Source organism: uncultured Campylobacter sp., assembly GCF_938045625.1.
In the GTDB taxonomy this organism is placed as follows: domain Bacteria; phylum Campylobacterota; class Campylobacteria; order Campylobacterales; family Campylobacteraceae; genus Campylobacter_A.
The window spans coordinates 1-24300 of record NZ_CALIAV010000086.1 but is presented as its reverse complement, the minus strand read 5'-3'; the positions used below and the strand labels follow the sequence as shown (position 1 = coordinate 24300).

Here is a 24300-nt window from a genome sequence, read left to right as displayed (position 1 = left end):
TGAAAATTTTACGATAAAATAAGCAAATCAAGTTCCAAAAGGAAAATTATGGCCGATTCTATCCTTGCGCTTGGCGCGAATTTTCAAGAAATTTACGAAATTATATCAGCAAAATTTAAAAATTTAGCCGTTTTTGACCCCATCAATGACTTTTGCGGACTCGAAAATGCCAAAAAAGCCTTTGAAAACGGCAGCGAGCGTGAGTTTTTTAAAAGCGCGATAAATGAATTTGACCGCCTGGTCGATAGCGCTGATTTTGTACTCGTTAAACCAGCGCAAAGTATAGCAAATATCGGCGAAATAGAGTTAAATTTACAAATCGCTAGAAATTTAAACATTCCGGTTTTTTGCTGTGAAAATTTGAGCTTTTTTACGCGGAACTCAAAGCTGATCGTAAGCGGAAATTTAGATGAAATTTTAAATGCAAAACAAGATATCATCACGCCTTTGCGCTTTGAAAACTCGCTATTTAAACTAGCTGCAAAAGATAAAAAAACCGTCGTTTTGCCAGAAAGCGAAGACGAGCGGATACTAAGAGCGAGTGAAATTTTACTAAAAAGCGGCGCGGTAAATTTGATCCTTTTGGGCGACGAAAACGAGGTTAAATTTGAAGCGGAAAAACTAGGCGTAAATTTAAGCGGCGCGAGATTTATAAATTTAGAAAAAAACGAGTACGCAGATCGCCTAACCGCCGCGCTTTTTGAGGCTCGTAAAAGCAAGGGCGTAAGCATAGAACAAGCCCGCGAGCTTGTGCGAGATAGGACGTATTTTGCTACGATGATGGTACAAGAAGGGCTAGCCCACGCCATGGTGAGCGGCGCAAACACGACCACGGCGCACACCATCCGCCCAGCGCTTCAGATTATCAAAACGCGCCCGGATAGCCCGCTAGTTTCTAGCTCGTTTATAATGTGCTTTAACGAGGAGATCCTGATCTACGCGGACTGCGCGATAAATCCAAACCCGGATGCCCAGCAACTAGCGCAAATCGCGCTAGCATCGGCGGATACGGCGCGTGCTTTTGGACTGGAGCCGCTGGTAGCGATGCTAAGCTACTCTAGCGGAGATAGCGGCAGCGGCGCTGATATTGATCTGGTTAGAAGCGCTGGCGAGATAGCACACGATCTAGCTCCAGCCCTAAAAATCGAAGCTCCCGTACAGTACGATGCGGCCATAGATCCGGCTGTAGCGCGCAAAAAGCTACCAAACAGCGACGTAGCGGGTCGCGCGAACGTTTTTATATTTCCAAATTTAAACGCAGGCAATATCGGCTATAAAATCGCGCAACGAAGCGCAAACTGTGTCGCCGTCGGGCCCGTGCTACAAGGTCTAAAAAAACCGGTAAACGACCTAAGCCGCGGATGCGGCGTGGGAGACGTCGTAAATACCGTCCTAATCAGCGCGATACAAGCCGCAAATGAAGGAGAAAAATAGTGAAAATTTTGGTTTTAAACTCGGGTAGCTCGTCGGTTAAATTTCAGCTTTTTGATATGGCGGATAACCGTGTCATCGCTAGCGGCCTAGTAGAAAAGATCGGCGAAGCAAGCTCCTATGCCAAACTAAAAGACGTTAGCGCGGATAAAATTTACGAGGAGCGTGCGCCGCTAAAAGACCACCACGAGGGGCTTGAGGCGATGAGGCGACTGTTTGCTAGCTCAAATATCCTGCATGATTTTAGCGAGCTAGACGGCATCGGGCACCGCATCGTGCACGGCGGTGAGAGCTTTAGCGACTCGGCTCTAGTCACCCCTGACGTGATCGCCAAAATCGAGCAAAACTCCGTGCTGGCACCCCTTCACAACCCGGGCCACCTAGCGGGCATAAGAAATGCGATGCAAGAGAGTGGCAAAAAGGTACCTCACATCGTCGTTTTTGATACCGTATTTCATCAAACTATCCCCGAGTACGCCTACCGCTACGCCCTACCCTTTGATCTTTGTAAGAGGCTGCATATCCGTAGATACGGCTTTCACGGCACTTCGCACCACTACGTGACCAAAAAAGCCGCCGAACATCTAGGCGTGCCGTATGAGAAATTTAACGCTATCTCGCTACACCTAGGCAACGGAGCCTCCGCCTGTGCCGTGCAAGGGGGTAAAAGCGTCGATACCTCGATGGGCTTAAGCCCGCTAGAAGGCCTGATAATGGGCACTAGAAGCGGCGATATGGATCCTGCGGTGCTTACTTATCTTTTAAATTTAGGCGAGCTCACGGCTGAGGGCATAGACGCGTTTTTAAACAAAAAAAGCGGACTGCTAGGCATCTGCGGCTCAAACGACATGCGCGAAGTGGTCGTCAAGATGCAAGGTGGCGACGAGCGCGCACATCTAGCATTTGAGATGTTTTGCTACCGTATAAAAAAATATATCGGCGCGTATTACGCGGTTTTGGGCAGAGTGGATGCGGTTGTTTTCACCGGTGGTATCGGTGAAAACGCTCCGTATAGTCGCGAGAAAATCTGCAACGATCTCACGCACATGGGTATAAAGATCGATCACGAGCTAAATTTTGCCGCAAGCGGCGGTATACGAGATCTCAGTGCCCCTGACGCAGCGGTAAAAACTCTCGTCGTGCCTACTAACGAAGAGCTAGAAATCGCGCTAGAAACAAAACGGGTGATAGAAAATCTCTAAATTTGAGCTTTTGTCTGTGTGGCCTGCACGTGGTAGTAAGCTTTCGGCGGGTCTCTTTGATTTAGCAAACTTTGTGGCCTGCAAATTTGACGAGTCGCTTCTGGGGCTCGTCAAATTTGATCTCAAATTTACGCTCAAAAACGGCGGCAAATTTCAAAATTTGCGCCGAGTCAAATTTGACTCCAAATCTCTCAAATTTAAAAATACTCGCACAAATTTACTCGCCTGATTCACTTTATTTTAAGCCGCGCTCGGTCAAAATTTACGTAAAATTTAATCAAAAGCGACCAAATGACCCTTTCGCAAGCGTTTTTATTAACCGTAAAAAAACAAAAAGAGTGTCGAGCTACAGCGGCTGGAACGCCTGGTTTTATCACCTTTTGCGTCGGCTTTTTTGCTCTACTTTTTGCGGCGCTTAAGATTTTTGATCTAGGCGGCGGAGCGGCCCTTGTTTTATTGATATTGTTCTTTTGTTTGCTATTTTGGGTGCCCGCAAAGCTAAAAAACATAGGCAAAGCGCAGGACGAATACAACGAATTTTACAAAGAAGTTTTTGTCCGCGCGCTCATCGGCGAGATCGACGAGAGCTTTACGTATAGCGCTTACGGCGGCATCTCGCAGAGCGAATTTGACGAGGCGGGGATTTATAGACCGAGCACATTTTATAGCGAAGATAGCGTACGCGGCGTATATAAAGGCGTCAAATTTAGCCTGTGCGAGGTCATCAATCACGAGCGCGAATACCCGCGCGTAAATAACAAATACGTCGCCGCGTTCGTCCTGCTAAAGTATGCGTTTGACAAGTATTCGGACTTCAAAGGTAGCGTGCTAGTTTGCGAATTTAATAAGAAATTTTGCGGCAAAACGGTCGCCGTGAGTAAGGATTTCAATACTAAATTTTTAGGCGACAAAGAGCTGCTCGACGACGTCAAATTTAATGAAAATTTTAGAGTTTTTACGACGGATAAGATAGAGGCTAGATACCTGCTGACGCCTGCGTTTATGGGCAAGCTAAATATATTAAAAGCCTACAAAAACACGCTAAAATCGCCCAGCATGGCCTTTATGGATAACAAATTTTATCTATTTTGCTTTAGTAGGAGAAATTTTTTCGAGGGGCGGCTTTTTGATAAACTAGACATCGCCGAGGCTCGCCGCGAGCAAAGATACGTCAGGCAGATGCTTAGCGTCATCGATGAACTAAATTTGAGCTTAGATATCTATCGATAAATTTTGCTGTCAAATTTGCGCGGATTGTCTTATAAATACTGCAAATTTGACGCCGTCCGCGATAATTTTACGTTACTTTAAATTTACCGCCGAAACGTCAAATTTAACGGCGACCCAGCTAAGCCGGGGCCGCCGCGTTAAATTTAGCCGATTTTACGGATATTTGCAGGTAGCGCCTGTCTAGCGCAGGTGCCCACTAACCAGTCGTTTAGGCTAAATTTGCCCTTTCGCTTCGGATCTAGTAGGCCTAGTTTGTTGTGATTTACGCCCTTTTCCGCGCTTTCTAGCCAAAAGGCCGGTTTGCCGTCGATAAAATGCACTCTAGCGCCGAACTCATCGTGCCCAAAACCGTGCTCGAGGCTGATGACGCCGCTAGCAACGCCGTTTGTTACGAAGGCCTCGCCCGTTTGCGAACCGTACGGCGTCGTGATCTTGACCTTGTCGCCCGTCTTGATGCCCTGCTCGCTCGCGATATCCTCGGCGATCCTTACGAAATTTTTTGGATGTATAGCGCGTAGCTTTGGACTAACGATCGTGTAGTAGTGCTGGATATTTGATTTTCTCGAGCTTACGAGGTATTTCCACTCCGATTTTGGGAAAAACTTTTCTAGCGGAGTGCCGTCGCTAGCCACCGCAAGAGCTAGAGTCGGAGTGCCCGGCATGTACTTGCCCGTGATAGAGTGTCTGTGTCCGCCAAGTGGCTCGTAGTAGATCGCGGCAGGCGTAGCGGCGGGCACTTTTACCGTCATTTTATCGCCCGCATACGCGCCCTCGTAATCGTCAAATCTACCGCCCTTTGCCAGCACGTGCGCGACTTTTGCTTTTTCCTCGTCTTTTAAAAACGGCTCGAGCTTTTTCATGGTTTTTGAAATTTTGCTAAGCTTCAAGTCCTCTTTGCTGATATCTTTTACGCCATCTCCGTCAAAGGCCAAATTTGCCAGCGCCGCGGCGTAATACTGCTCCTTCGTATCCAGATCCATCGGTTTTCCGTCTTTATCCTTAAAGGCGCCCTTGCCAAATCCTTTTAGCCCGAGCCTTTTTGCCGCCGCGATATAAAAGGCCTCCACGTCGATCACCGTGCCGTCTGCGGCGCGGTCTTGCTTGGCAGTAACGGCCGGGTAGCGCACGACCGAGGTTTTAGCTATCGTGCCCCAAAGCGAGTTTGGAAGCGCCCAGTTTTCAAGATTTACGCCGTCTGGTACGATATAGTCGGCGTAGGCGTTGGTCTCGTTCATAAAGGCGTCGATACCGATAAAAAGCGGTAAATTTTTGCTATCTTTTAGCGCGTCGAGTACCGCAACCTCGAGTCCCGCCTGTCCGTAGACGACGTTCGTCATGTAGTTTATAAATGCTTTTACTTTATACGGATAGCCCGCGGCGTGACTGGTGAGAGTTTCGTTTACTAGCGGCATCGAGATAGGATACCACGGCTGCTGTGCAGGATAGCCGCTACCGCCTGCCGCGACTTTACGTTTAAACTCCGAGCTCGTTTCGTAATACTTGCCCGAGCGGGATAAATTTAACCCGTTTGGCTTGTATGCGCCCTCGAAACTCTCCAGATCGTATCTACCCTTTAAAAACTCGTGAGTGCCCGCGCTTGCGTTTACGCTGCCGCCCTTGTAGCCGTAGGTGCCCATGAGTGTATTTAGGCAAAATATCGCGTACGTGCTCATCGCCGCTTGCGTGTGCATCATGCCGCCGTGGACGTTGGTGCTGACTTGCCTGCCGTTTTTGGTGAAATTTTCGCACAGCCAGAGGATATCGTCTACGCTCACGCCGCAAATTTTAGAGTACTCTTTGAGGCTGTGTTTGTAGGCTGATTCTTTTAGTAGCTGCATCGAGCTTTTGACCTCGACTTTTTTGCCGTTAAGTAAAATTTTGCCCTTATAGTAGAGCTTAGCCGGCTCGTTTATCTTGTAGCTTTGGATTTTGCCGCTTTGAGAGCAGACCTGCCACTCGTCGCCCACGAGCGCAAATTTGCCGTAGTCTGCGTGGCCTTTTTGCGTGATGACTAGGTGGGTGGCGTTGCACCAGTGTATCTCGCCGGCTAGCTTTGCTTGCTCTAAATTTGGCTGCATGAGGTAGTTTGCGGCATATTTTTCATTTTCGATGATCCAGCGTATCATCGCCATAGCAAGCGCAGTGTCGGTGCCCGGTTTTATACCGATCCAGCGGCCTTTATCGGAGGAGGCGAATTTGACGGCGTTTGTGAGCGTCGGATCTACCACCGCATAGCTGAAGTCATCGTTTGTACTTCTTGCGTGGGCGACCATTTTGGCTTGCTTTTGGAACGGATTTCCGCCGTTTGCGGGCGAGGTGCCCCAGTAGATGGTAAATTTGGAGTTTTCGTAGTCGGGTTTGGTGTGAGCAAAGCCCTTTGCGTTGTGCGCGATCTTGCCACCGACTCTAAAGCCGCCGCCGCAGATACCGCCGTGCGAATAGTGATTTATAGTGCCGAATGATTTTTTGATAAAGCGATCGACGATATCAGAGCGTCCGTCGTAGAGATAAAAGCTCAAAAGCTGGTTGCGCTTGGTGCCGTATTCTGGATTTGCCTCGTCGATGAGCTCGTCTGAGTGTATGGCTCTAAGCCCGTCCACGTGCCCCTCGCCGAAAAGATCCCCGCCCTCGACGACCTCCTCGATGAGCTGTTCGAAACTGATCTTTTTCCATTTACCCTCGCCCCTTTTGCCTACTCGCTTTAGCGGCGATAAAATCCTAATAGGCGAAGCTATCATCTCCGGTAGCGCCGCGCCTCTAGCGCATACAGTAGCGCGCCGATCGTCCTCGCCGCTAGCCGTTGTTGCTAGCAGTGCGTCGTTTATCGAGGTATCAAAGCTCGCCCAGTGCACGTTTGATAGCGGATGGTATGGGTTGCCCGTGCATCTTAGTACGCGGCCTGCTTTTTCGTCCACGTGTAGCCGCAGTCCGCACTTTGCCACGCAGCCGTGACACATAGAAAATACCACGCTATGGCCGTCGTTCATCGAAATTTTGCCGTCTTTTACGCTAAATTCGGGCTGTAGCGAGCTACCCTGCGGTTTATAGTCGTCTTTTATTTTAGCAGCGTCGTCCGCTACCGCAGCGGTCGCGCCTACGGCCGAGATCATCGCCGCATTTTTTAGAAATTCTCGTCTTTGCATTATTTTCTCCTTACAGCGCGATCTCTTCGCTCCAGCTGATCGCTTGTTTGTAGCCTTTTTTAGCCGCCAGTTCCTTGTCGTTCTTAGCCAAAATTTCGCTCACGCCGTAGTAAAAAACCTGCGGATGCGTGTTTTTCGGACTATCTAGCACCATCGTCTCGTGAGCGGCTAAAAATTTTCTGATATTTGAGTTTTCGTCGTTTAGATCGCCTATTATGCGGCTTCCGCCGACACAGGTCTCCACGCACGCAGGCAGCAATCCCTCGCGCAGTCTGTGATCGCAAAAGGTGCATTTATCGACCTTGTAGGTCTGCAGACTAAGGTATCTGGCGTGATATGGACAGGCCTCGGCGCAAAGCGCGCAGCCGATGCACTCGGCGCTATCTACTTTGACGATACCGTTGTTTCTTTGGTAGCTCGCGCCCGTCGGACAAACGTCGATACAGGCTGGATTTTCACAGTGATTGCAAAGGCGCGGCAGCGAGGCGATAACGGCGCGGTTGCCGTCTTTGTCGCTAGCTTCGTACTCCGAAACGATCGTCCTAAAGGCGCCTGCTTGGACGTTATTTTCCATAGCGCAGTTCATCGTGCACGACTGGCAGCCGACGCAGCGCGTGAGGTCGATGACCATGCCGTAGCGCGGACCTTTGGTTTTTTCAAAAGTATTCGGAGTGGCCCTAAGCGCGGTCGCCGCGATAAAAACACCCGCCGCAGCGATAAAGCTACGACGCGAACCTAGCGTTGATTGCATTTTTTCTCCTTTGAATCAAAATGGTTTCGTAACTTTATCATAACTTAACTTAAATGATAATATTAATATTTTGATTAAAAGTATTTTTCAGATTACCCAAAAATTTATTTTTTAGAAGCGTTTGGTTATAATGCTTTTCAAATTTTTATAAATTTAAGGAAAATATCTTGAAATACGCGCTTGATTGCAAAGATAGTTTTGAAAACTCGTTTATGTTTTGGCTGACTAGATACGTCAAATTTAAGCTTAGCTCGCTCTCAAACAAAGAGCTTCGCGACCCAAAGGCGCTAGCAAGCGTAAATTTCGCCCTTAGCCGTGAGATAAAAAATATCGACCAGCTCGACGGCCTCGTAAAATCGGCTAGAAACGCAGGACTAACGGGTATAAATACATATTTTAATCCGCTTAAAAAGATATTCGAGACGCTCAAATTTTACGAGCTAGAGAGCCTAAAGCAGATCGACGAAGAGCTGCTAAGCGAGGTGCTAGCTAGCGTCACGGGCGGGCTAAGCGACGCGAGTAAGAAAAACTACCGCATAAGCGTGATAAATTTTTTCGCATTTTTGGATAAGCAAAACGAAGAGGACGGCAAGGCGCACGTCTTTGACATCGGGCTAAAAAACTGGGGCGGCGTGGGCGGAGCGCGCGGGCAAAAACTGCCTGAATTTATGAGCGAGGATGAGGTCAAGAGATTTTTGGAAGCGATCGAAAACGCGGAGTTTAAAAGCAACGCCAATCGCAACAAGCTCATCATCAAAATTATCATTTTCACCGGCATCCGCGTGAGCGAGGCGCTAAATCTAAAGCGCAAAGATATAGCCGAGGACGGCGAGCTCTACGTCATAAGAATCCACGGCAAAGGAAACAAATACCGCGTCGTCATGATAAAGCGCCGCCTTATCGAAGCCCATCTGGACGCGATCGCGATAAACTATATAAATAAAGAAGGCTATCTTTTTATCAATAAAAAAGGCACGCGCCTAACGCAGGCCTACGTGAGCCGCATCGTCGAGCAGATCCTCTTTAAAGCGGGCATCCGTAAGGAAAAAAACGGCGCTCACATGCTGCGTCATACCTTTGCCACGATGCTTTATAAAAAGCAAAAGGATCTCGTTTTAGTGCAGGAAGCGCTCGGGCATGCGAGCTTAAACACCTCGCGAATTTATACGCATTTTGATAGCGAAAAGCTAAAGCTTGCTGCGCAGGTAGCCGAGGAGCTAAGCGGAGAGTAGGCGCTAAATTTGAGCGGTTTTGGCAAATTTGATTTGCTGGTTAGCAAGGTAAAGGCTTGGTAAATTTGAGATTTATCTAAATTTACTCGCCGCTTGCGAGTTGAGATGATCGCACAGTTAAATTTAAGAAATTTGACGAGAGACGAAAAACGGCCGCGCTAAAAACGCGACCGCAAATTTGGGTTAAATTTTAGAGATCGTTATTTTTTCTTTATCGCTGCCGACTACGATCTCGTCGCCGCTTTCAAGCTCGTCGCGTAGGATCATATCGGCTATCGGATCTTCGACCAGCTCATAGAGCGCTCGGCGAAGCGGCCTAGCACCGTAAACGATGTCAAAGCCCGCACCCGCGATAAATTTCTTAGCCTCTTCGCTTAGGCTTGCTTTTATACCGCGATTTTGCAGTGTTTTTTCAAGCTCTTTAAACATTATATCTACGATTTTTATTAGCCCGTCTTCATCGAGCGGATTAAAGATTATCATATCGTCAAGGCGGTTTAAAAACTCGGGTTTAAAGTAGTTTTTAAGCTCGTTTTTGACCGCTTGCTCGCGCTCCGAGCCTTGCAAATCCATGATAAAATTTGACGCGATATTTGACGTGAGGATGATGATCGTGTTTTTAAAATCGACCGTCACGCCCTTATTATCAGTCGCCCTTCCGTCGTCTAGGATGCCTAGAAGCACGTTAAACACGTCCTTGTGAGCCTTTTCGATCTCGTCAAAAAGTATAACACTATACGGACGTCTGCGCACGGCTTCGGTCAGCTGTCCGCCTTCATCGTAGCCCACGTATCCAGGAGGCGCTCCGAGCAGGCGAGAGACGCTGTGCTTTTCCATGTATTCGCTCATATCAAAGCGTATGAGCGCGCGCTCGTCGTCAAATAAAAATTTAGCCAAAGCCTTTGCCGACTGCGTTTTACCAACGCCCGTAGGCCCCAAAAATAAAAACGATCCGATCGGACGCGCGCCCTCGTTTAGGCCGGCTTTGTTTCGCTTGATTGCTCTTGCTAGAGCGTGTAGTGCGGCATCCTGACCGACGACGCTTTCTCGCAAATGCTCCTCGATCATTAGGTATTTTTGTTTTTCGCTAGTTAGCATTTTGCTTACTGAAATTCCCGTCCATTTGCTTAAAATTTCAGCCACCAACTCCTCATCGACCTGATTTTTTAGTAGCACGCCGCCCTTTTTCATCTCGTCCCATTTTTTTTCGAGCTCTTTTTGGCGGTTGGCCGCTTCTAAAATTTTGCCGTATTCTATCTCGGCCGCGCGCTGCAGATCGCCGTTTCTACGCGCTATCTCGGCCTCGCTTTTTAGACTATCGATCTCTTTTTTTGCTTTTGAGATGCCGCCAAAAACCGCCTTTTCATTTTCAAATTTGCCGTCAAGGGCGTGCTTTTGCTCGTTTAGGTCGGCGATTTGCTTTTCTATCTCGGTTAGGCGAGCCGCGTTTTTGGCCTCGTCTTCCATTTTTAGCGCCTCTTTTTCGACTTGCAGCGTCACGATCTCGCGCTTGATGCGGGCTAGCTCGTACGGCTCGCTTTCTATTTGCATTTTTAGCTCGGCTGCAGCCTCGTCGATGAGATCGATGGCTTTATCGGGCAAAAAGCGGTTTGAGATGTAGCGGTCGCTTAGCTTTGCCGCCGCAACTAGCGCGCTATCGGTGATCGTCACGCCGTGGTGCACCTCGAGGCGCTCTTTTATACCGCGTAAAATTTGAAGCGCTTCGTTTACGCTAGGCTCTTTTACGTCGATTGGCTGAAAGCGGCGTTGCAGCGCGGCGTCCTTTTCGAAATACTTGCGGTACTCTTTTAGCGTCGTTGCGCCCACGGCATGCAACTCGCCTCTAGCAAGCGCGGGTTTTAGGATGTTTGCCGCGTCCATGCTGCCTTCGCTGGCTCCAGCACCCACGATAGTGTGGATCTCGTCGATAAAAAGAATGATATTTCCCGCGCTTTTTACCTCGTTTATGACGGCTTTTAACCTGTCCTCAAACTCGCCGCGGTATTTCGCGCCCGCGATCAGCGCGCTCATATCAAGTGCGATCACTCGCTTGTTTGCCAGGCTTGTAGGCACGTCTTTTGCCACGATTTTTTGCGCGAGACCCTCGACGATAGCTGTTTTACCCACGCCAGGCTCGCCTAATAAAATAGGATTATTTTTGCTTTTTCTTATTAAAATTTGCATCATGCGCGTGATCTCTTCGTCGCGCCCGATGACTGGGTCTAGCTCCTTATTTAGCGCCTTTGCGGTGAGATCGATGCCGTACTTCTCCAAGCTGTCTAGCGTCTCGTCGCCTGTTTGACTATCTATCTTGCGCCCTGCTCTTATGCTTTCTAAATTTTTGCGGATTTCTAAAACATCTGTAAATTTGCCTAAAATTTGTTTGATCTCAGGCAACTCAAGCGCCGAGATAATCCACGTATCCACCGCGATATAGCTGTCCCCCAGGCTCACCATCAGGGCTTTTGCGCTTTCAAGCGAGTTTATGAGCTCTTTTGAAATTTGCACGTTTTCTTTGCTGACGTTTGAGCTTGTGGGTAGCTGTGCAGCTTTGCTTTTTACTTCAAGCTCCACCGCGTCTTTGCTCACGTTCATTTTATTAAAGACTTGGTTTAGTAGCGAGCCGCTATCTGCGACTAGCGCCCAAAGCAAATGAAGCGGAAAGGTTTGCGGATTTTTCGCGTGTATCGCTAGCGCGACGCCCTTTTCTACCAGCTCTTGCATTTGTGCGGTTAAATTTTCGCCTAAATTCGCCATTTTTTCTCCTTTAGTTTATATTGACCGTATTATATAACTTTAGTCGATTATTGTCAAGTTATCTAAGTTATTTAATATAAATACTTACAAAATAAAATTAAATTTTATTAATTCTTTTATCCTATTTTTAGGCAAATTTAACTAAAATACCCCCACTCAAAAGGCAGGAGATTAACTTTGAATAAAAAAAAGACGTTTTTGTTTTCGAGCGTTGCGGGTGCGATGATTTTCGGAGCGGTTTTTAGCGCAAATTTAAATGCTAAAGCCACCGAGGACGGATCAAATTCTAAACTGCAATCGCTCTCAAAACTTACAAAAACCATTTCTACTATCGAAAAATATTATGTTGATGATTTGCAGTTTAAAGAGATCGTGGATAAGGCCATAGAGGGGCTTTTAAACAACCTTGACGCGCATTCGGGATTTTTAAACGAAAAGGCGTTTAAAGATATGCAAGTGCAGACAAACGGCGAATTTGGCGGCCTTGGTATAACCGTCGGTATGAAAGACGGCGCACTAACGGTCATCTCGCCTATCGAAAATACGCCTGCTGATAAAGCCGGTATAAAAAGCGGCGACATCATCCTGCGCATCGACGGCAACGCGACTCTAGGCACTACTATAGATGAAGCTGTAAATAAAATGCGCGGTAAGCCAAAGACGCCTATCACGATAACCATCGTGAGAAAAGGCGAGCAAAAGCCGTTTGACGTCAAGCTCGTACGCGACATCATATCGGTTGAGTCTGTTTACGCAAAGATGATTGAAAAAGACAACATCCTCTATCTTCGCGTGACAAATTTTGACAAGCACGTAACCGAAAAGGCCGAGGAATTTATCAAAAAATATCCAAAAGCAGAAGGTATCGTACTAGACCTTCGAAATAACCCGGGCGGACTTTTAAACCAAGCGGTCGGGCTAACGAATTTATTTATAGATAGCGGCGTGATCGTATCTCAAAAAGGCAGAAACGAGAGCGAAAACAGCGAATTTAAAGCCGCGAGAGCAAATAAAATCACAAATTTACCGCTTGTGGTACTAGTTAATGGCGGAAGCGCGAGCGCGAGTGAGATCGTAAGCGGTTCGTTGCAAGACCATAAACGAGCCGTCGTTATCGGTGAAAAGACATTTGGTAAAGGCAGCGTACAAATCATCCTACCAGTCGATGACAAAGAGGCTATCCGCCTAACGATAGCTCGCTACTACCTGCCTAGCGGCCGCACTATCCAAGCAACGGGCGTTGAGCCTGATATCGTCGTATTTCCAGGCAAGGTACCGCAGCAGGACGAGAATGCGTTTTCTATAAAAGAGAGTGAACTAAAAAAACACCTAACCAACGAACTGAGTAAAATAGACGCAAATAGCGACAAAAACACTACAAAAATCACAGATAATAAAGCTATAATAACCGAGGCTAACGTAAACGACGATATACAACTAAAATCGGCGATTGACGCGATCAAAATTTTACAGCTAAAATAAGGAGTACAAAAATGCAAAAAAAAGAGCTGATCTACGAAGGCAAGGGAAAAAAGATGTTCGCAACGGACAATGCGGACCTGCTCATAGCGGAATTTAAAGACGATCTAACCGCCTTTGATGCGCAAAAAAGAGGTAATGAAGCGGGCAAAGGCGCGCTGAATAATAAAATTTCGACGCAGCTTTTTCATCTTTTAAAAGGAAAAGGCATCCCAACTCACCTGGTCGAAACCCTAAGCGACACCGAGCAGCTCGTGAAAAAATGCGAAATCATCCCTCTTGAAGTGGTCGTGAGAAATATCGCCACCGGCTCGCTAACAAAACGCCTAGCTATAAAAGAAGGTACGGTTTTGCCGTTTCCTTTAGTGGAGTTTTACTACAAAAACGACGACCTACACGATCCGATCGTAAACGACGAGCACTGCCTAATCATGGGCTTAGTCAAGAGCGAAAACGACCTTGATAGGCTAAAACACATGGGGCGCGAGATAAACGCTATCTTGTTTAAATTTTTCGCAGATAGAAATTTGAAACTGGTTGATTTTAAAGTGGAATTTGGCATCGATAAAGACGGAAATATCGTGCTAGCAGACGAGATCAGCCCAGATAGTTGCCGCTTTTGGGACGCTACTACGAATGAAAAGCTCGACAAAGATAGATTTCGCCAGGATCTTGGCAACGTAAAAGTCGCCTACGAAGAAGTTTTAAAAAGAATTTTATCTAAGGTTTAAAATGAAAGCTATCATCAACGTATCCCTAAAAAACGGCGTTTTAGACCCGCAAGGAAAGGCTGTCGAACACGCACTCGGCTCGCTTGGATTTAATAACGTAAGCGGCGTGCGAATAGGTAAACAAATCGTACTTGATATAAACGCCGCAAGCAAAGACGAAGCGCGCAAAGAGCTCACCAAAATGTGCGAAGAGCTACTCGCAAACACCGTCATAGAGGACTACGAGATAAATTTGAACGATAAATGCGAGAGCGCAAAATGAAAGTCGCCATCGTTTTGTTTCCAGGCACGAACTGCGAGCAAGATACAAAGTACGCCTTTGAGCTTTTGGGTTGCCAGACACAGATAATCTGGCATAAAGAAAGCGAAATAAATGCCGATCTTATCGTGCTTCCGGGCGGATTTAGCTACGGCGACTACTTGCGCACGGCAGCTATCGCTAAATTTAGCCCCGCGATGAACGCGGTCGTAAAACACGCCCAAAAAGGTGGATACGTGCTTGGTATTTGCAACGGCTTTCAGATGCTGTGCGAGCTAAAACTGCTTGCAGGCGCGATGAGACGAAACGAAAATTTAAGCTTCATCTCAAAATATCACCACCTAAAAGTGATCTCAAACGCAAATAAATTTCTATCAAATTTGAGCGTCGGCGAGATCGTAAATATCCCGATCGCTCACGGCGAGGGTAACTTTTACGCCGACGAAGCGACTCTAAAAGACCTCTACGACAACGATCAGGTGCTGCTAAAATACTGCGACGCAAACGGCGCAGAACTAAATCCAAACGGTTCGGTCGACGAGGTAGCCGGAATTTGCGATAAGAACAAAAAGATATTCGGCCTCATGCCTCACCCAGAGCGCGCCTGCGAGAAGTTTTTAGGCACGGATGATGGACTAAAGATGCTAAAAGGGCTAGTTTGCTAAAGCCCTTTTTAGCCTTTTTTACTATATTTGTTTTAGCTTGCGGGGCCACTGAGCCTAGCGTGTTTGATATGATGGGCGACGAGCAAAGTCAAAAAGTGATCAAGCCCGCTCCGCAAATGCCAACACAAAAGCCAAATTTACAAAACAGAGCGCCGAGCGCACAAAACAGAACTCCAAGCCAGACGCAAAGTACGGCTACTCAAAACAGAACCCCCGTAGCGCAAAGCCAAACCGTAAGCAACCAAGGCGGCACGCATCTACGCCAACCTATCCCGCAAAATATCGCGCCAACCAACGAGCCAGAGCTAAATTTAAAAGACAGCCAGCTCTACGAGCGCGTGCAGCCAAACGATATCATCATCAAGGCTCTAAACGCGCCAAAGCAAGTCTACGTCGGACAAATTTTTAGCTTTACGCTCTCGGTCGATATCCAGGATAATATCGCGGTTGATTTGCAAACTATCTTGCCAGAAACCGAAAATCTAAAATGGCTAAGCTCAAATTTACGCTGGGACAACGACGGCAAAGGGGTTTATAAAGCTCAAATTTACGCCGAGGCCTCCGCCGAGGCCGTAAAAAGTCCAAAAATCACTGTAAATTTAAAGCGTAACGGCGAGTTTTTCCAGACGGCAAATTTGACGCTTTCGCTACCTAAAATCGTAGCGCTAAAAAGCGGCGAGAAATACAATCACGTCGTCGCTCAAAATCTCGAAGTCAAAAAATATAAAACCAATAAATTCGACGATAAAAATCTCATCATGATCGTCGAAGTAAACGCGCAAAAAGGCAACATCGCGGACTTTTTCATCGAGGATAAGGATATCATCAAGCAAGGCGTGGACTCCACGAGCGGCGAATTTGACGCACAAAGCGGATATTATTTCGCGATATTTTCGCCTGAAAAAACCTCGATAGATTTTAACTACTTTAGCCTCGCTAAAAAAGATTTCGTGAGCTTTTCGCTCCCGGTCGTCGTCGAGGATGACGAGATCAGCACGCAAATCGGATTAAATCCAAAGCAAAGCAAATTTGAAATTTACAAAAATATCGGAGTTTACGCGCTTTTTGGTATATTTTTGATTACGTTTTTGTTTAAGCGTGACGCGATATTCCTCGTCGTCGTGGTCGGCCTTGGAGCTTATATCCTTTATAGCTATAACCCGTTTGGCGGCGCGACGCTAAGGCAAAATATAAACGTAAAAATTTTGCCTACGCAAAACTCGAGCGTATTTTATACCTCAAAAGCGGAGGAAAAGATCGAGATCCTCGGCGAGCGCGGAGACTACGTCAAAATTTTACTAGACGACAGCAAGATAGGCTGGGTAAAAAAAGATGATATTTTCTAGGATAAAGGCCGCGTATTTCGCGGTCGAGTTTCTCATCAGTATACTTTTGGTCGTGTTTTTTATGTGGCTTTTTAAAAAGCACATTCACGGCGTGAGAAAAATTTGGGGTAGGAGCCAGCGGCTTTTTGGCTTTTATTCACTCGAAGTCGTCGGCAACTTCGACGAGCGGGCGAATATGATCATCATGAATCACCAAAGCATGCTAGATATCGTCGTTTTAGAAGAAATTTATCCTAAAAATCTCTGCTGGATCGCTAAAAAAGAGATCGCCGATCTACCAGTGATCGGTCAAATCATCCACGTGCCGCAGATGATCTCGGTCGAGCGCGAGAATAAACGCTCCCTCATCAAGCTCGTAAAAGACGCACAAGACCGCGTCGAACAAGGGCGCGTACTGGCGATTTTCCCCGAGGGAACGCGCTCGCACTCAAAGGAACTTTTGCCGTTTAAAGGCGGCGCAAAAATCATCGCCGACAAGCTAAATCTAAAAATCCAGCCCATCGTGATCGTGGGCTCAGACATCATGGACGTGAAAAATTTTAGCTTTAAAAACGGCAAAATCAAAATCATCTGCCTAGATATCATCGACACCGCCGACCCTGAGTGGCTAGAAAACGCAAGAGCTAAAATGCAAGAAACGCTCGACAACGAGAGGCAAAAAGCGGCGGTCTAAAACGCCTGTTTTTACCGCAAATTTGCCTCGTGCGTAAATTTAACCTTAAATTGAGTCAAATTTACCGCTAGCAAATTTAGCCCTTAAATCCGCTAGCCAAATTTGACCGCCTCGTAAAAGCCGTAAATTTAGGAGCATTTATGAAAAAGCTCGCCGCCATCTTTATGCTTTTAACTCAAATTTTGTTCGCTTCAAATTTGCCTGAGCCATACATTGAGATCTTTTTCGATGAAAATGCTACGAACAAACAAATAGACGCAGGGCTCGATCAAATTTTAGATTTTTTATCGCAAAACCCGCACCGAGTAAATGATGAATTTGGCGAATTTAACGACCGTCTTTTTTCGCCGTTTATCTACAACGTAAAAATCATAAAAACGGGCAAATTTGACTTTGAACGTATAAAAAAGACACTCAAATTTAAGCCGGATCTAAACTACAAATTTATGATTTTCACGCCTATTGACGCGGTTATTGCACTTGGCATAAACCCTGACGGCAAATATAAATTTGATCAAAAAGAGTCGATACGCCTCATCGACCTACTCGTGGCAAACGGCGCGGATATTGGCTCGCCCGAACTTTTGCGCACGGCTTGCAGTGCCGAAGCGTTTGAGATTTTTAGCCACCTTCTTAGCAAAGGCGCGCGCGGCGACAAAGAAACGATGCTTTGCGTGGCTGGCGGGATAGCTATTTTTATGGGTCAAAACGGCGCTTCGCCGATCGCAAACGCTCCACTTGATCCAAAAATAAGGCAGTTTACAAAAACCGCAAAATTTATAGAGTTTTACCGCGATAAAATGCGCTACCTTGAGGAGCTTTTAAAATTTAAACCGCTTAGCGAATTTGATACCAAAGAGCTGGAAATTTTTACAAAACTAGCCGCGATCTTAGACAGCGAGGATATGGTTAAATTTCTGCTAAAAAACGGCGTTTGCAAAGATGAAAAGCTACGAACTTCGTGCGAAAATCTCAAAAAACAGGCGATGCATTACGACGCAAAAGAGAGTCTAAGACTGATAAACGAAGTTAAATAGTATAGCGCGGCGAGCATGTGGTGTGAAACCATTTTAAATTTGTGCTTTAAAAGGCTCAAATTTGATCGCGGCGGATGTAAATCAAAAGGATAAAAACGATGAAAATTTCTTTACGATTTTTGCCGCTCGCCCTACTTCTTTTTATTTGTGCTGCTTTTTGCGCTAGAGCAAGATGAAGCGGTCAAGGTTTGCCGGCAACCAAAATCCGTGCCTGATTTTAGGATTTTCTACGACGAAAATGCCACAAGCGAGCAGATAAACAAATTTTAGATTTTTTACGGCAAAACCCGCGCCGCGTAAACGACGAGCTGGGCGAGTATTGCGACCGACTTTTTAAGCCTTTTATATTTAACGCCAAAATGTACAACACGGGCAAAATCTACTTTAAGCGGATAGAAAAAGCACTCAAATTTGAGAAACAAATTTTAGATTAGTTGATAGTAATCGTATCAAGTTTAAAGATATTCTTAGCACCTTGTGCTATAATCTGCTAAAAATTTTAAAAACAAAGGACGAAAAAATGAGCGAAAAATTTGAATTTCAAACCGAAGTAAACGAGCTGTTAAATTTGATGATACACTCGCTTTACTCGAACAAAGAGATATTTTTGCGCGAGCTCATCTCAAACGCAAGCGACGCGCTAGATAAGCTAAACTACTTATGCCTCACGGACGACGCATACAAAAGTCTAAGCTACTCTCCGCGAATCGATATCAAAATAGATAAGGACAAAAAGACGCTAACGATCAGCGATAACGGCATTGGCATGGACAAAAATGAGCTGATAAATAACCTCGGCACCATCGCTAGAAGCGGTACGAAGGGCTTTTTGGACAAACTAAGCGGTCAAGCTAAAAAAGATAGCGCGCTCATCGGACAGTTTGGCGTCGGGTTTTATTCGGCGTTTATGGTCGCGGATAAGATCGAGGTCGTGAGCAAAAAGGCGGTTGGCGAAGAGGCCTTTATGTGGAGTTCGGACGCTAAAACTTACGAAATCTCCTCTGCGCAAAAAGAAGGTCACGGCACCTCGATCACGCTTTATCTAAAAGATGACGAGTTTGCCGAGCCCTACCGCATAGAAAACATCGTCAAAAAATACTCCAACCACATTCCGTATCCGATATTTGCGGATAAAGAAGAGTACGTAGCGCCTAAAGAAGGCGAAAAAGAAGGCTCGTACGAGACCAAAAACGTGCAGATAAATAAGGCCTCGGCGCTTTGGAAAATGAGCAAAAGCGCGCTAAAAGAGGCCGACTACAATGACTTTTATAAGCAAATCTCGCACGATAGCGAAGATCCGCTACTCTACGTTCACACAAAAGCCGAGGGCAAGATCGAGTACACTACCCTATTTTTCGTACCGGCTAGCGAGCCGTTTGATCTATTTCGCGTGGATTATCAAAGCGGCGTGAAGCTATACGTCAAAAGCGTATTTATCAGCGACGATGCCAAAGAGATGCTGCCGCCTTATCTTAGATTCGTCCGAGGTATCATCGACGTAGAGGATCTGCCGCTAAACGTCAGCCGCGAAATCCTGCAAGAAAACAGCATAATGCGCAGCGTCAAGGAGCAAAGCGTCAAGAAAATCCTGGGCGAACTAGCCAAGCTAAAAGAAAAAGATAGGGAAAAATACATCAAATTTTATAAAATATTCGGCAAGGTGATCAAAGAGGGGCTTTACGGATTTAGCAGCGAAAAGGAGCAAATTTTAGACCTTTGCCTCTTTAAATCAAGCAAACGCGACGGGCTAATCAGCCTAAAAGAGTACAAAGAGGCGATGAAAGAGGGACAAAAATCGATCTACTACATCAGCGGAAACAACGAAACGATGCTAAGAAATTCGCCGCTTTTAGAGAGCTTTAAGGCTGAAGGAATAGAAGTGCTCATCATGGACGAGGAGATAGACTCTATCGTTATGCCGATGGTTCAAGACTACGACAAAACGCCGATAAAAGCGGTAAATCACACCGATATCGACGCAGAGATCAAGCCCGAAAAAAGCGAAGCCGACGAGGGTAAATTCGCCGCGCTGCTAGCCAAGATGAAAGAGATCCTAAAAGACGAGGTCAAGGACGTGAAGCTAAGCTCACGTCTAAGCGAAAGCGCCGCCGTCATCGTCTATGATAAAAACGATCCCGACTACGCTACGCAGATGATGCTAAAGCAGATGGGGCACAATGCGGGCAAAATTTTGCCGATACTGGAGATAAACCCAAAGCACGAGCTCTTTGAAAAGCTATCTCAAAACGAGGCGATGATCTGCGATGCGGCCGAGCTACTTTTAGATATGGCCAAGCTAAACGAAGGCGTCGCGATCGACGATCCGTCGGCATTTAGCAAAAAGCTAACTAAAATCTTGCTAAAAGCGATCTAAATTTAAGCCTTTTGGGGCTTAAATTTTATTTTCGATTCGGCGGCTGAGTTAAATTTGTCGCCGAGCTTTTTTAAATTTAAGCTCAAATTTGCACTCCAAAATCCACTCGCCATATCCTTTAAATTTACGGCGTCAAATTTGATTTAGCAGACGTTTGCCATCTAAGCTGAAAAAACGAGTAAGCTACATTTGCGTAATATTTGGTTATAATTACCAAAAAATTTAAGGTATAAAGTGAGCGAAAGTAAGGAACATTTCGTAAAAGAAGAAGATTTTATCGTATCAAAAACCGACGTCAAGGGCAAGATAACCTACTGCAATCAGCCGTTTTTAAAGATCGTCGGCGCGGCGCAAGATCAGCTTTTGCACAAGCCACACAACATCATCAGACACCCTGATATGCCGCGCATCGTGTTTAAGCTACTGTGGGAGCGTATCAAGGCAAAACAAGAGATATTTGCGTTCGTTAAAAACAAGAGCTTTGACGGCGGCTTTTACTGGGTATTTGCTAACATTACAGCTTCGCTAGATGCTAACGGCGAGATCATCGGCTACTACTCCGTTCGCCGCAAGCCAAACCCGGATGGCGTAAAATTTATCGAAGGCGTATATAAGCAACTACTTGAGGCCGAAAAAGGCGGCGGCATGGAGGCTTCGGGCAAGCTACTGGGACAAATTTTAGCCGGCGCCGGCGTCAGCTACGACGAGTTGGTACATAAACTTCAGCGAGGACAGATATGAGGCAGCATCCTATCTCAGGCGATATAATTAAGCTAAAAAACGAGCTTAACGAGCTTGAAAAAATGGACATCAAACCGCAAGAAGCGATCATGAGCGCCGCGCAGTTTAGCGCTCTAGCAAGCGCCGTCAAAGAGCGAGGGACAAAGGCTAGCGGATATTTTTCGGCCGTTTTTGACAACGAGGATTATTATGCTAACGTCAGCGCCTATCTCTCGCAGATCCTGCTAGAGATATCGCTAAAAAGCGAGAAAAACGGCATAAGCACGGCGGCGAATCACAAACTCCAAGTCGCTGCGAAAAATATCAAGGATATAACCGAGCTTTTGCAAGCTCAAAGCGCCATCATGCAAAAATACAAAAGACGAAGCTTCTTTAATAATGACGCGCTACTCGTCTGCGTGCCGTCAAAACGCAGCTTGCGGTACTTCTCAAAGCGCAATCAAGACTAGATAAGCTACTAAAAATGCAGGCTAGTATCATCTCAAATGTGATTTTGGGCGAGTTTAAGATGGCGTATAAATTTTATTTTACTCTGTTTTTTTAGCAAAAAGCAGAGGCGATCAGCTACTTTTAGCCGAGATAATCAGCGTTTGCGATAAGATTGCAGCAATGATTGGGCCGATATTTAGCAATCAGAGCCTAAAGACAAGTGAACTCGTGTATCATTATCTAGTTTACAAACTGCGAGAATAAAGACGATTTTATAAACTAATTTTAAAATTTACAAAGTACAAAGATATTTAAAATTAACGCTCTGCCGTAAATTTTAAATATCTTTTAAAATTTCATCCGCTATTTTCCGTGCACCGCCGTTATCTATCTGCTTGGAAAGCTTACTTGAAATTCGCGCTATATCTATCTCGTTTATCAAATTTAGCACCTCATTCGCATCGATTTCGCCGCCTTGTTGAAAGCAAAATTTGGCCAAATTTTGATCCACGAGGAATTTAGCGTTAAAAACTTGATGATTGTTTGCGGCGTAAGGATAAGGCACGAATACGCTAGGCAACGCATTTGCCGTGAGCTCCCACAGCGTACCCGCCCCTGCGCGGCTTATCGCCAGATCGGCGCGGCTCATCTTAAGCTCTATTTTAGGATCAAAGTCAAAAAGCTCAAGCTCATCGCTGCCAAGAGCAAGCTTTTTATACTCCTCTTGCAAGCTCTCAAGCGCGTTTTTGCCGCATTGATGGATGATTTTTACGCCTTTTTCTTTAAAAACGGGAGCCAGCTTTAAAGCTAACGAATTTATCGCCGCCGCACCCTGCGAACCGCCTAAAAATATGACCGTTTTTAGCTCGCTGCGAAGCCTAGCCGCGCTAAAAAATCTCTCCGCGACGGGATAGCTAAAAACAGGCTTAAAATACGAGCTAAAAAAGCCTTTTGCAAGCGGTTTTAAGAGCTTGTTTAGGTTGCCGATCACGGCGTTTTGCTCATGGATAAAAAGCGGCATGCGCGATATAATCGCCGCAAATGCCGCAGGCGCCGCGCTGTATCCGCCTACGCTCACGACGGCTTTTACGCCTTGGGTCTTAAAAATTTTGCGGCATTTAAAGGCTAAATTTAGGATATTAAAAAGCGAAAAAAGCTTGCCTAGCCCCTTTTTGTTTACGACTCCGCTGCTAGGCAAGAAAAATTTCTCGCTAAATGCGGCGTCGTTTTCAAACCACATCTTATCCTGTCCGCTGCTTGAGCCTACAAATATCGTCCTACATCCGCGCGAAACCAGCTCCTCGTTCAGAGCTTTTGCGACGGCTAGATGTCCGCCCGTACCGCCGCCGCAGATAACGATAGCACCGCTTTTGGTTTTGTTTTGAGCTTCGACGCTAGTCAAATTTGACGGCGAAATTTCAGCCGAAATTTGTTTGTCTTTTAAATTTTCAGACGTCAAATTTTACTCCTTGCCGTTAAATTTGGAATGCTCAAATTTGCTTTATCATGCCGCAAGTCAAATTTAAGCTCAATCTTTTACTTTTTTACTCACCATCAGCACCATGCCGACCCCTATGCAAAGCGCTAGGATCGAGCTGCCGCCGTAGCTTAGAAACGGTACGGCGATGCCTTTTATGGGCGTGATCGAGGTGATGCCGTATGAGTTCATGATAAACGAAAACGAGATGAGAAGTCCGACGCCGAGCGTAAAGAGGTGATAGACCTTGTTTTCGCTCCTTGAGGAGACGCGAAAGATGCGGAAAAGCAAAATCAAAAGAAGCGACGTGATAATAAGTATCCCCAGCACCCCGACTTCCTCGGCTATACCGGCAAGTACGAAGTCCGTGTGCACTTCGCTCAAAAATCCGAGCTTAAAAACGCCCGCTCCAAGTCCTTCGCCGAAAAATCCGCCGTGCTTTATGGCATTTAGCGAATGTGAGATCTGATATGGCTCAGGTACGCCCTCGACGCGAAACATATTTGCCATATTTTCCGGCATTAGCGAAAGAACCATGTTTTGCACCGTGCCCCACCATGATTTTATACGTAAAATTCGGTGTTCTGACGTAAAAATAGCTACAAAAGCAAGCACTGAAGCACCCGCCATACCGATGACGAAAAGCCGCTTGCTAGTACCGGCAAAAAGCATCATAACGATGAGCGTGAGCGCCAAAACGACGACTTGGCCGAGGTCGTTTTGAAGGATGGCGATGAGATAAACGGCTATCAAAAACAAAAACATATAAGGCAAAATGAGCTTAAATTCCTGCTTTAGGCTCTTTTTGCTACCGTCGATCTTGCGTGCAAAACTCCATGCCAAAAAGTAAACGAAACCGATCTTAAAAAACTCAACAGGCGCTAGAGAAAAGCCCGGCAAGCGTATCCAGCGCTTGGCTCCGCCCGCATCGGTAACCAGCGAACTAGGTAGCGCGTGCATAGCTCCCATCGCGATAGCGCAAAAGCCAAACAGACAAAAGCCGATCCAGACCATGGATTTATCAGGGTCAAGCCGCGAAATACCCCACATCAAAAATATCCCGATCGCTCCCACGACAAGCTGTCTGATAAAAAAATGATAAGGCTCGTAGTTAAAAAGAAGCACGGTAAAAACGGGCAAGGATAGTGAAAAAACGATACCTATAGCAATGAGCGCGACGCAAGAGTAAAATATCCACTTATCCGCCTGCATTTTTCCCTTTCCCGAGTTAAATTTAAAGGCCGATTTTACTTAACTATGACTTACAAAGATGTTAATCTTTAAATTTAAGCCTAAAAAATCGAGCCTAAATTTAGCGCCTCGTCTTGCCTTCGTCGGCTTAA

At 46.1% G+C, this 24300-nt stretch carries 20 protein-coding genes; 15 read left to right on the top strand and 5 right to left on the bottom strand.

Annotation, left to right across the window (positions count from 1 at the left end):
- The first annotated feature begins 48 nt into the window (after positions 1 to 48).
- From pta to Q0386_RS08165, 4 genes are all read left to right on the top strand, one after another.
- The gene (gene pta / locus Q0386_RS08180) at positions 49 to 1434 is read left to right on the top strand and encodes a phosphate acetyltransferase (protein WP_299029611.1); all 1386 of its coding nucleotides are present in this window, start codon (positions 49 to 51) and stop codon (positions 1432 to 1434) included.
- Entirely contained in the window at positions 1434 to 2633 is a 1200-nt protein-coding gene (locus Q0386_RS08175; protein ID WP_299029609.1) for an acetate kinase, read from the top strand. Before pta ends, Q0386_RS08175 begins: the two co-directional genes overlap by 1 nt.
- Before the next feature lie 73 nt (positions 2634 to 2706).
- Positions 2707 to 2862, top strand: coding sequence for a hypothetical protein (locus Q0386_RS08170; protein ID WP_299029605.1), 156 nt, complete (start codon positions 2707 to 2709; stop codon positions 2860 to 2862).
- Between the two features lie 62 nt (positions 2863 to 2924).
- Positions 2925 to 3863: a DUF3137 domain-containing protein gene (locus Q0386_RS08165; RefSeq protein WP_299029603.1), complete on the top strand. Its 939-nt coding sequence runs from the start codon at positions 2925 to 2927 to the stop codon at positions 3861 to 3863.
- A 143-nt stretch (positions 3864 to 4006) separates the two neighbouring features.
- Here the strand turns inward: Q0386_RS08165 and Q0386_RS08160 are convergent, their stop codons facing one another.
- Together Q0386_RS08160 and dsrO are read right to left on the bottom strand one after the other, a co-directional pair.
- A complete protein-coding gene (locus Q0386_RS08160) occupies positions 4007 to 7006 on the bottom strand; it encodes a molybdopterin-dependent oxidoreductase (RefSeq protein WP_299029600.1) in 3000 nt (999 codons plus the stop codon).
- 10 nt (positions 7007 to 7016) lie between these two features.
- The gene (dsrO, locus tag Q0386_RS08155) at positions 7017 to 7757 is read right to left on the bottom strand and encodes a sulfate reduction electron transfer complex DsrMKJOP subunit DsrO (RefSeq protein WP_299029597.1); all 741 of its coding nucleotides are present in this window, start codon (positions 7755 to 7757) and stop codon (positions 7017 to 7019) included.
- 167 nt (positions 7758 to 7924) lie between these two features.
- Between dsrO and Q0386_RS08150 the strand changes: the two genes are divergently transcribed.
- Positions 7925 to 8989, top strand: coding sequence for a tyrosine-type recombinase/integrase (locus Q0386_RS08150; RefSeq protein ID WP_299029594.1), 1065 nt, complete (start codon positions 7925 to 7927; stop codon positions 8987 to 8989).
- 183 nt (positions 8990 to 9172) lie between these two features.
- Here Q0386_RS08150 and Q0386_RS08145 read toward each other — a convergent pair whose 3' ends face one another.
- Positions 9173 to 11746 carry an AAA family ATPase gene (locus Q0386_RS08145; RefSeq protein WP_299029591.1) on the bottom strand — a complete coding sequence of 858 codons (2574 nt, stop codon included), beginning with the start codon at positions 11744 to 11746 and terminating at the stop codon, positions 9173 to 9175.
- Between the two features lie 177 nt (positions 11747 to 11923).
- On the opposite strand from Q0386_RS08145, the gene Q0386_RS08140 reads away from it, so the two are divergent.
- The 10 genes from Q0386_RS08140 (at position 11924) to Q0386_RS08095 (ending at position 21500) form a co-directional block, all read left to right on the top strand.
- Entirely contained in the window at positions 11924 to 13228 is a 1305-nt protein-coding gene (locus tag Q0386_RS08140; RefSeq protein ID WP_299029588.1) for a S41 family peptidase, read from the top strand.
- 11 nt (positions 13229 to 13239) lie between these two features.
- Positions 13240 to 13956 (top strand): phosphoribosylaminoimidazolesuccinocarboxamide synthase, encoded by a 717-nt coding sequence (gene purC, locus Q0386_RS08135; RefSeq protein ID WP_299029585.1) that lies wholly within the window; start codon positions 13240 to 13242, stop codon positions 13954 to 13956.
- 1 nt (position 13957) lies between these two features.
- Complete coding sequence (gene purS / locus Q0386_RS08130; protein WP_295146912.1) at positions 13958 to 14218, top strand: phosphoribosylformylglycinamidine synthase subunit PurS; 261 nt, start codon at positions 13958 to 13960, stop codon at positions 14216 to 14218.
- The gene (gene purQ / locus Q0386_RS08125; RefSeq protein WP_299029582.1) at positions 14215 to 14880 is read left to right on the top strand and encodes a phosphoribosylformylglycinamidine synthase subunit PurQ; all 666 of its coding nucleotides are present in this window, start codon (positions 14215 to 14217) and stop codon (positions 14878 to 14880) included. Before purS ends, purQ begins: the two co-directional genes overlap by 4 nt.
- Entirely contained in the window at positions 14874 to 16226 is a 1353-nt protein-coding gene (locus Q0386_RS08120; protein WP_299029578.1) for an SH3 domain-containing protein, read from the top strand. Before purQ ends, Q0386_RS08120 begins: the two co-directional genes overlap by 7 nt.
- On the top strand, positions 16213 to 16899 hold the full coding sequence (locus Q0386_RS08115) for a 1-acyl-sn-glycerol-3-phosphate acyltransferase (RefSeq protein WP_299029575.1): 687 nt from the start codon (positions 16213 to 16215) through the stop codon (positions 16897 to 16899). Before Q0386_RS08120 ends, Q0386_RS08115 begins: the two co-directional genes overlap by 14 nt.
- 140 nt (positions 16900 to 17039) lie before the next feature.
- Positions 17040 to 17936: a hypothetical protein gene (locus tag Q0386_RS08110; RefSeq protein ID WP_299029572.1), complete on the top strand. Its 897-nt coding sequence runs from the start codon at positions 17040 to 17042 to the stop codon at positions 17934 to 17936.
- A gap of 520 nt (positions 17937 to 18456) precedes the next feature.
- Positions 18457 to 20310 (top strand): molecular chaperone HtpG, encoded by a 1854-nt coding sequence (gene htpG, locus Q0386_RS08105; protein ID WP_299029570.1) that lies wholly within the window; start codon positions 18457 to 18459, stop codon positions 20308 to 20310.
- A 234-nt stretch (positions 20311 to 20544) separates the two neighbouring features.
- Positions 20545 to 21051, top strand: coding sequence for a PAS domain-containing protein (locus Q0386_RS08100; RefSeq protein ID WP_299029567.1), 507 nt, complete (start codon positions 20545 to 20547; stop codon positions 21049 to 21051).
- Positions 21048 to 21500: a hypothetical protein gene (locus Q0386_RS08095; protein WP_299029564.1), complete on the top strand. Its 453-nt coding sequence runs from the start codon at positions 21048 to 21050 to the stop codon at positions 21498 to 21500. Before Q0386_RS08100 ends, Q0386_RS08095 begins: the two co-directional genes overlap by 4 nt.
- A 317-nt stretch (positions 21501 to 21817) precedes the next feature.
- Here Q0386_RS08095 and Q0386_RS08090 read toward each other — a convergent pair whose 3' ends face one another.
- Together Q0386_RS08090 and Q0386_RS08085 are read right to left on the bottom strand one after the other, a co-directional pair.
- Complete coding sequence (locus Q0386_RS08090) at positions 21818 to 22840, bottom strand: UDP-N-acetylglucosamine--N-acetylmuramyl-(pentapeptide) pyrophosphoryl-undecaprenol N-acetylglucosamine transferase (protein WP_299029656.1); 1023 nt, start codon at positions 22838 to 22840, stop codon at positions 21818 to 21820.
- A 168-nt stretch (positions 22841 to 23008) separates the two neighbouring features.
- Complete coding sequence (locus Q0386_RS08085; RefSeq protein ID WP_299029561.1) at positions 23009 to 24169, bottom strand: FtsW/RodA/SpoVE family cell cycle protein; 1161 nt, start codon at positions 24167 to 24169, stop codon at positions 23009 to 23011.
- Positions 24170 to 24300: the final 131 nt, after the last annotated feature.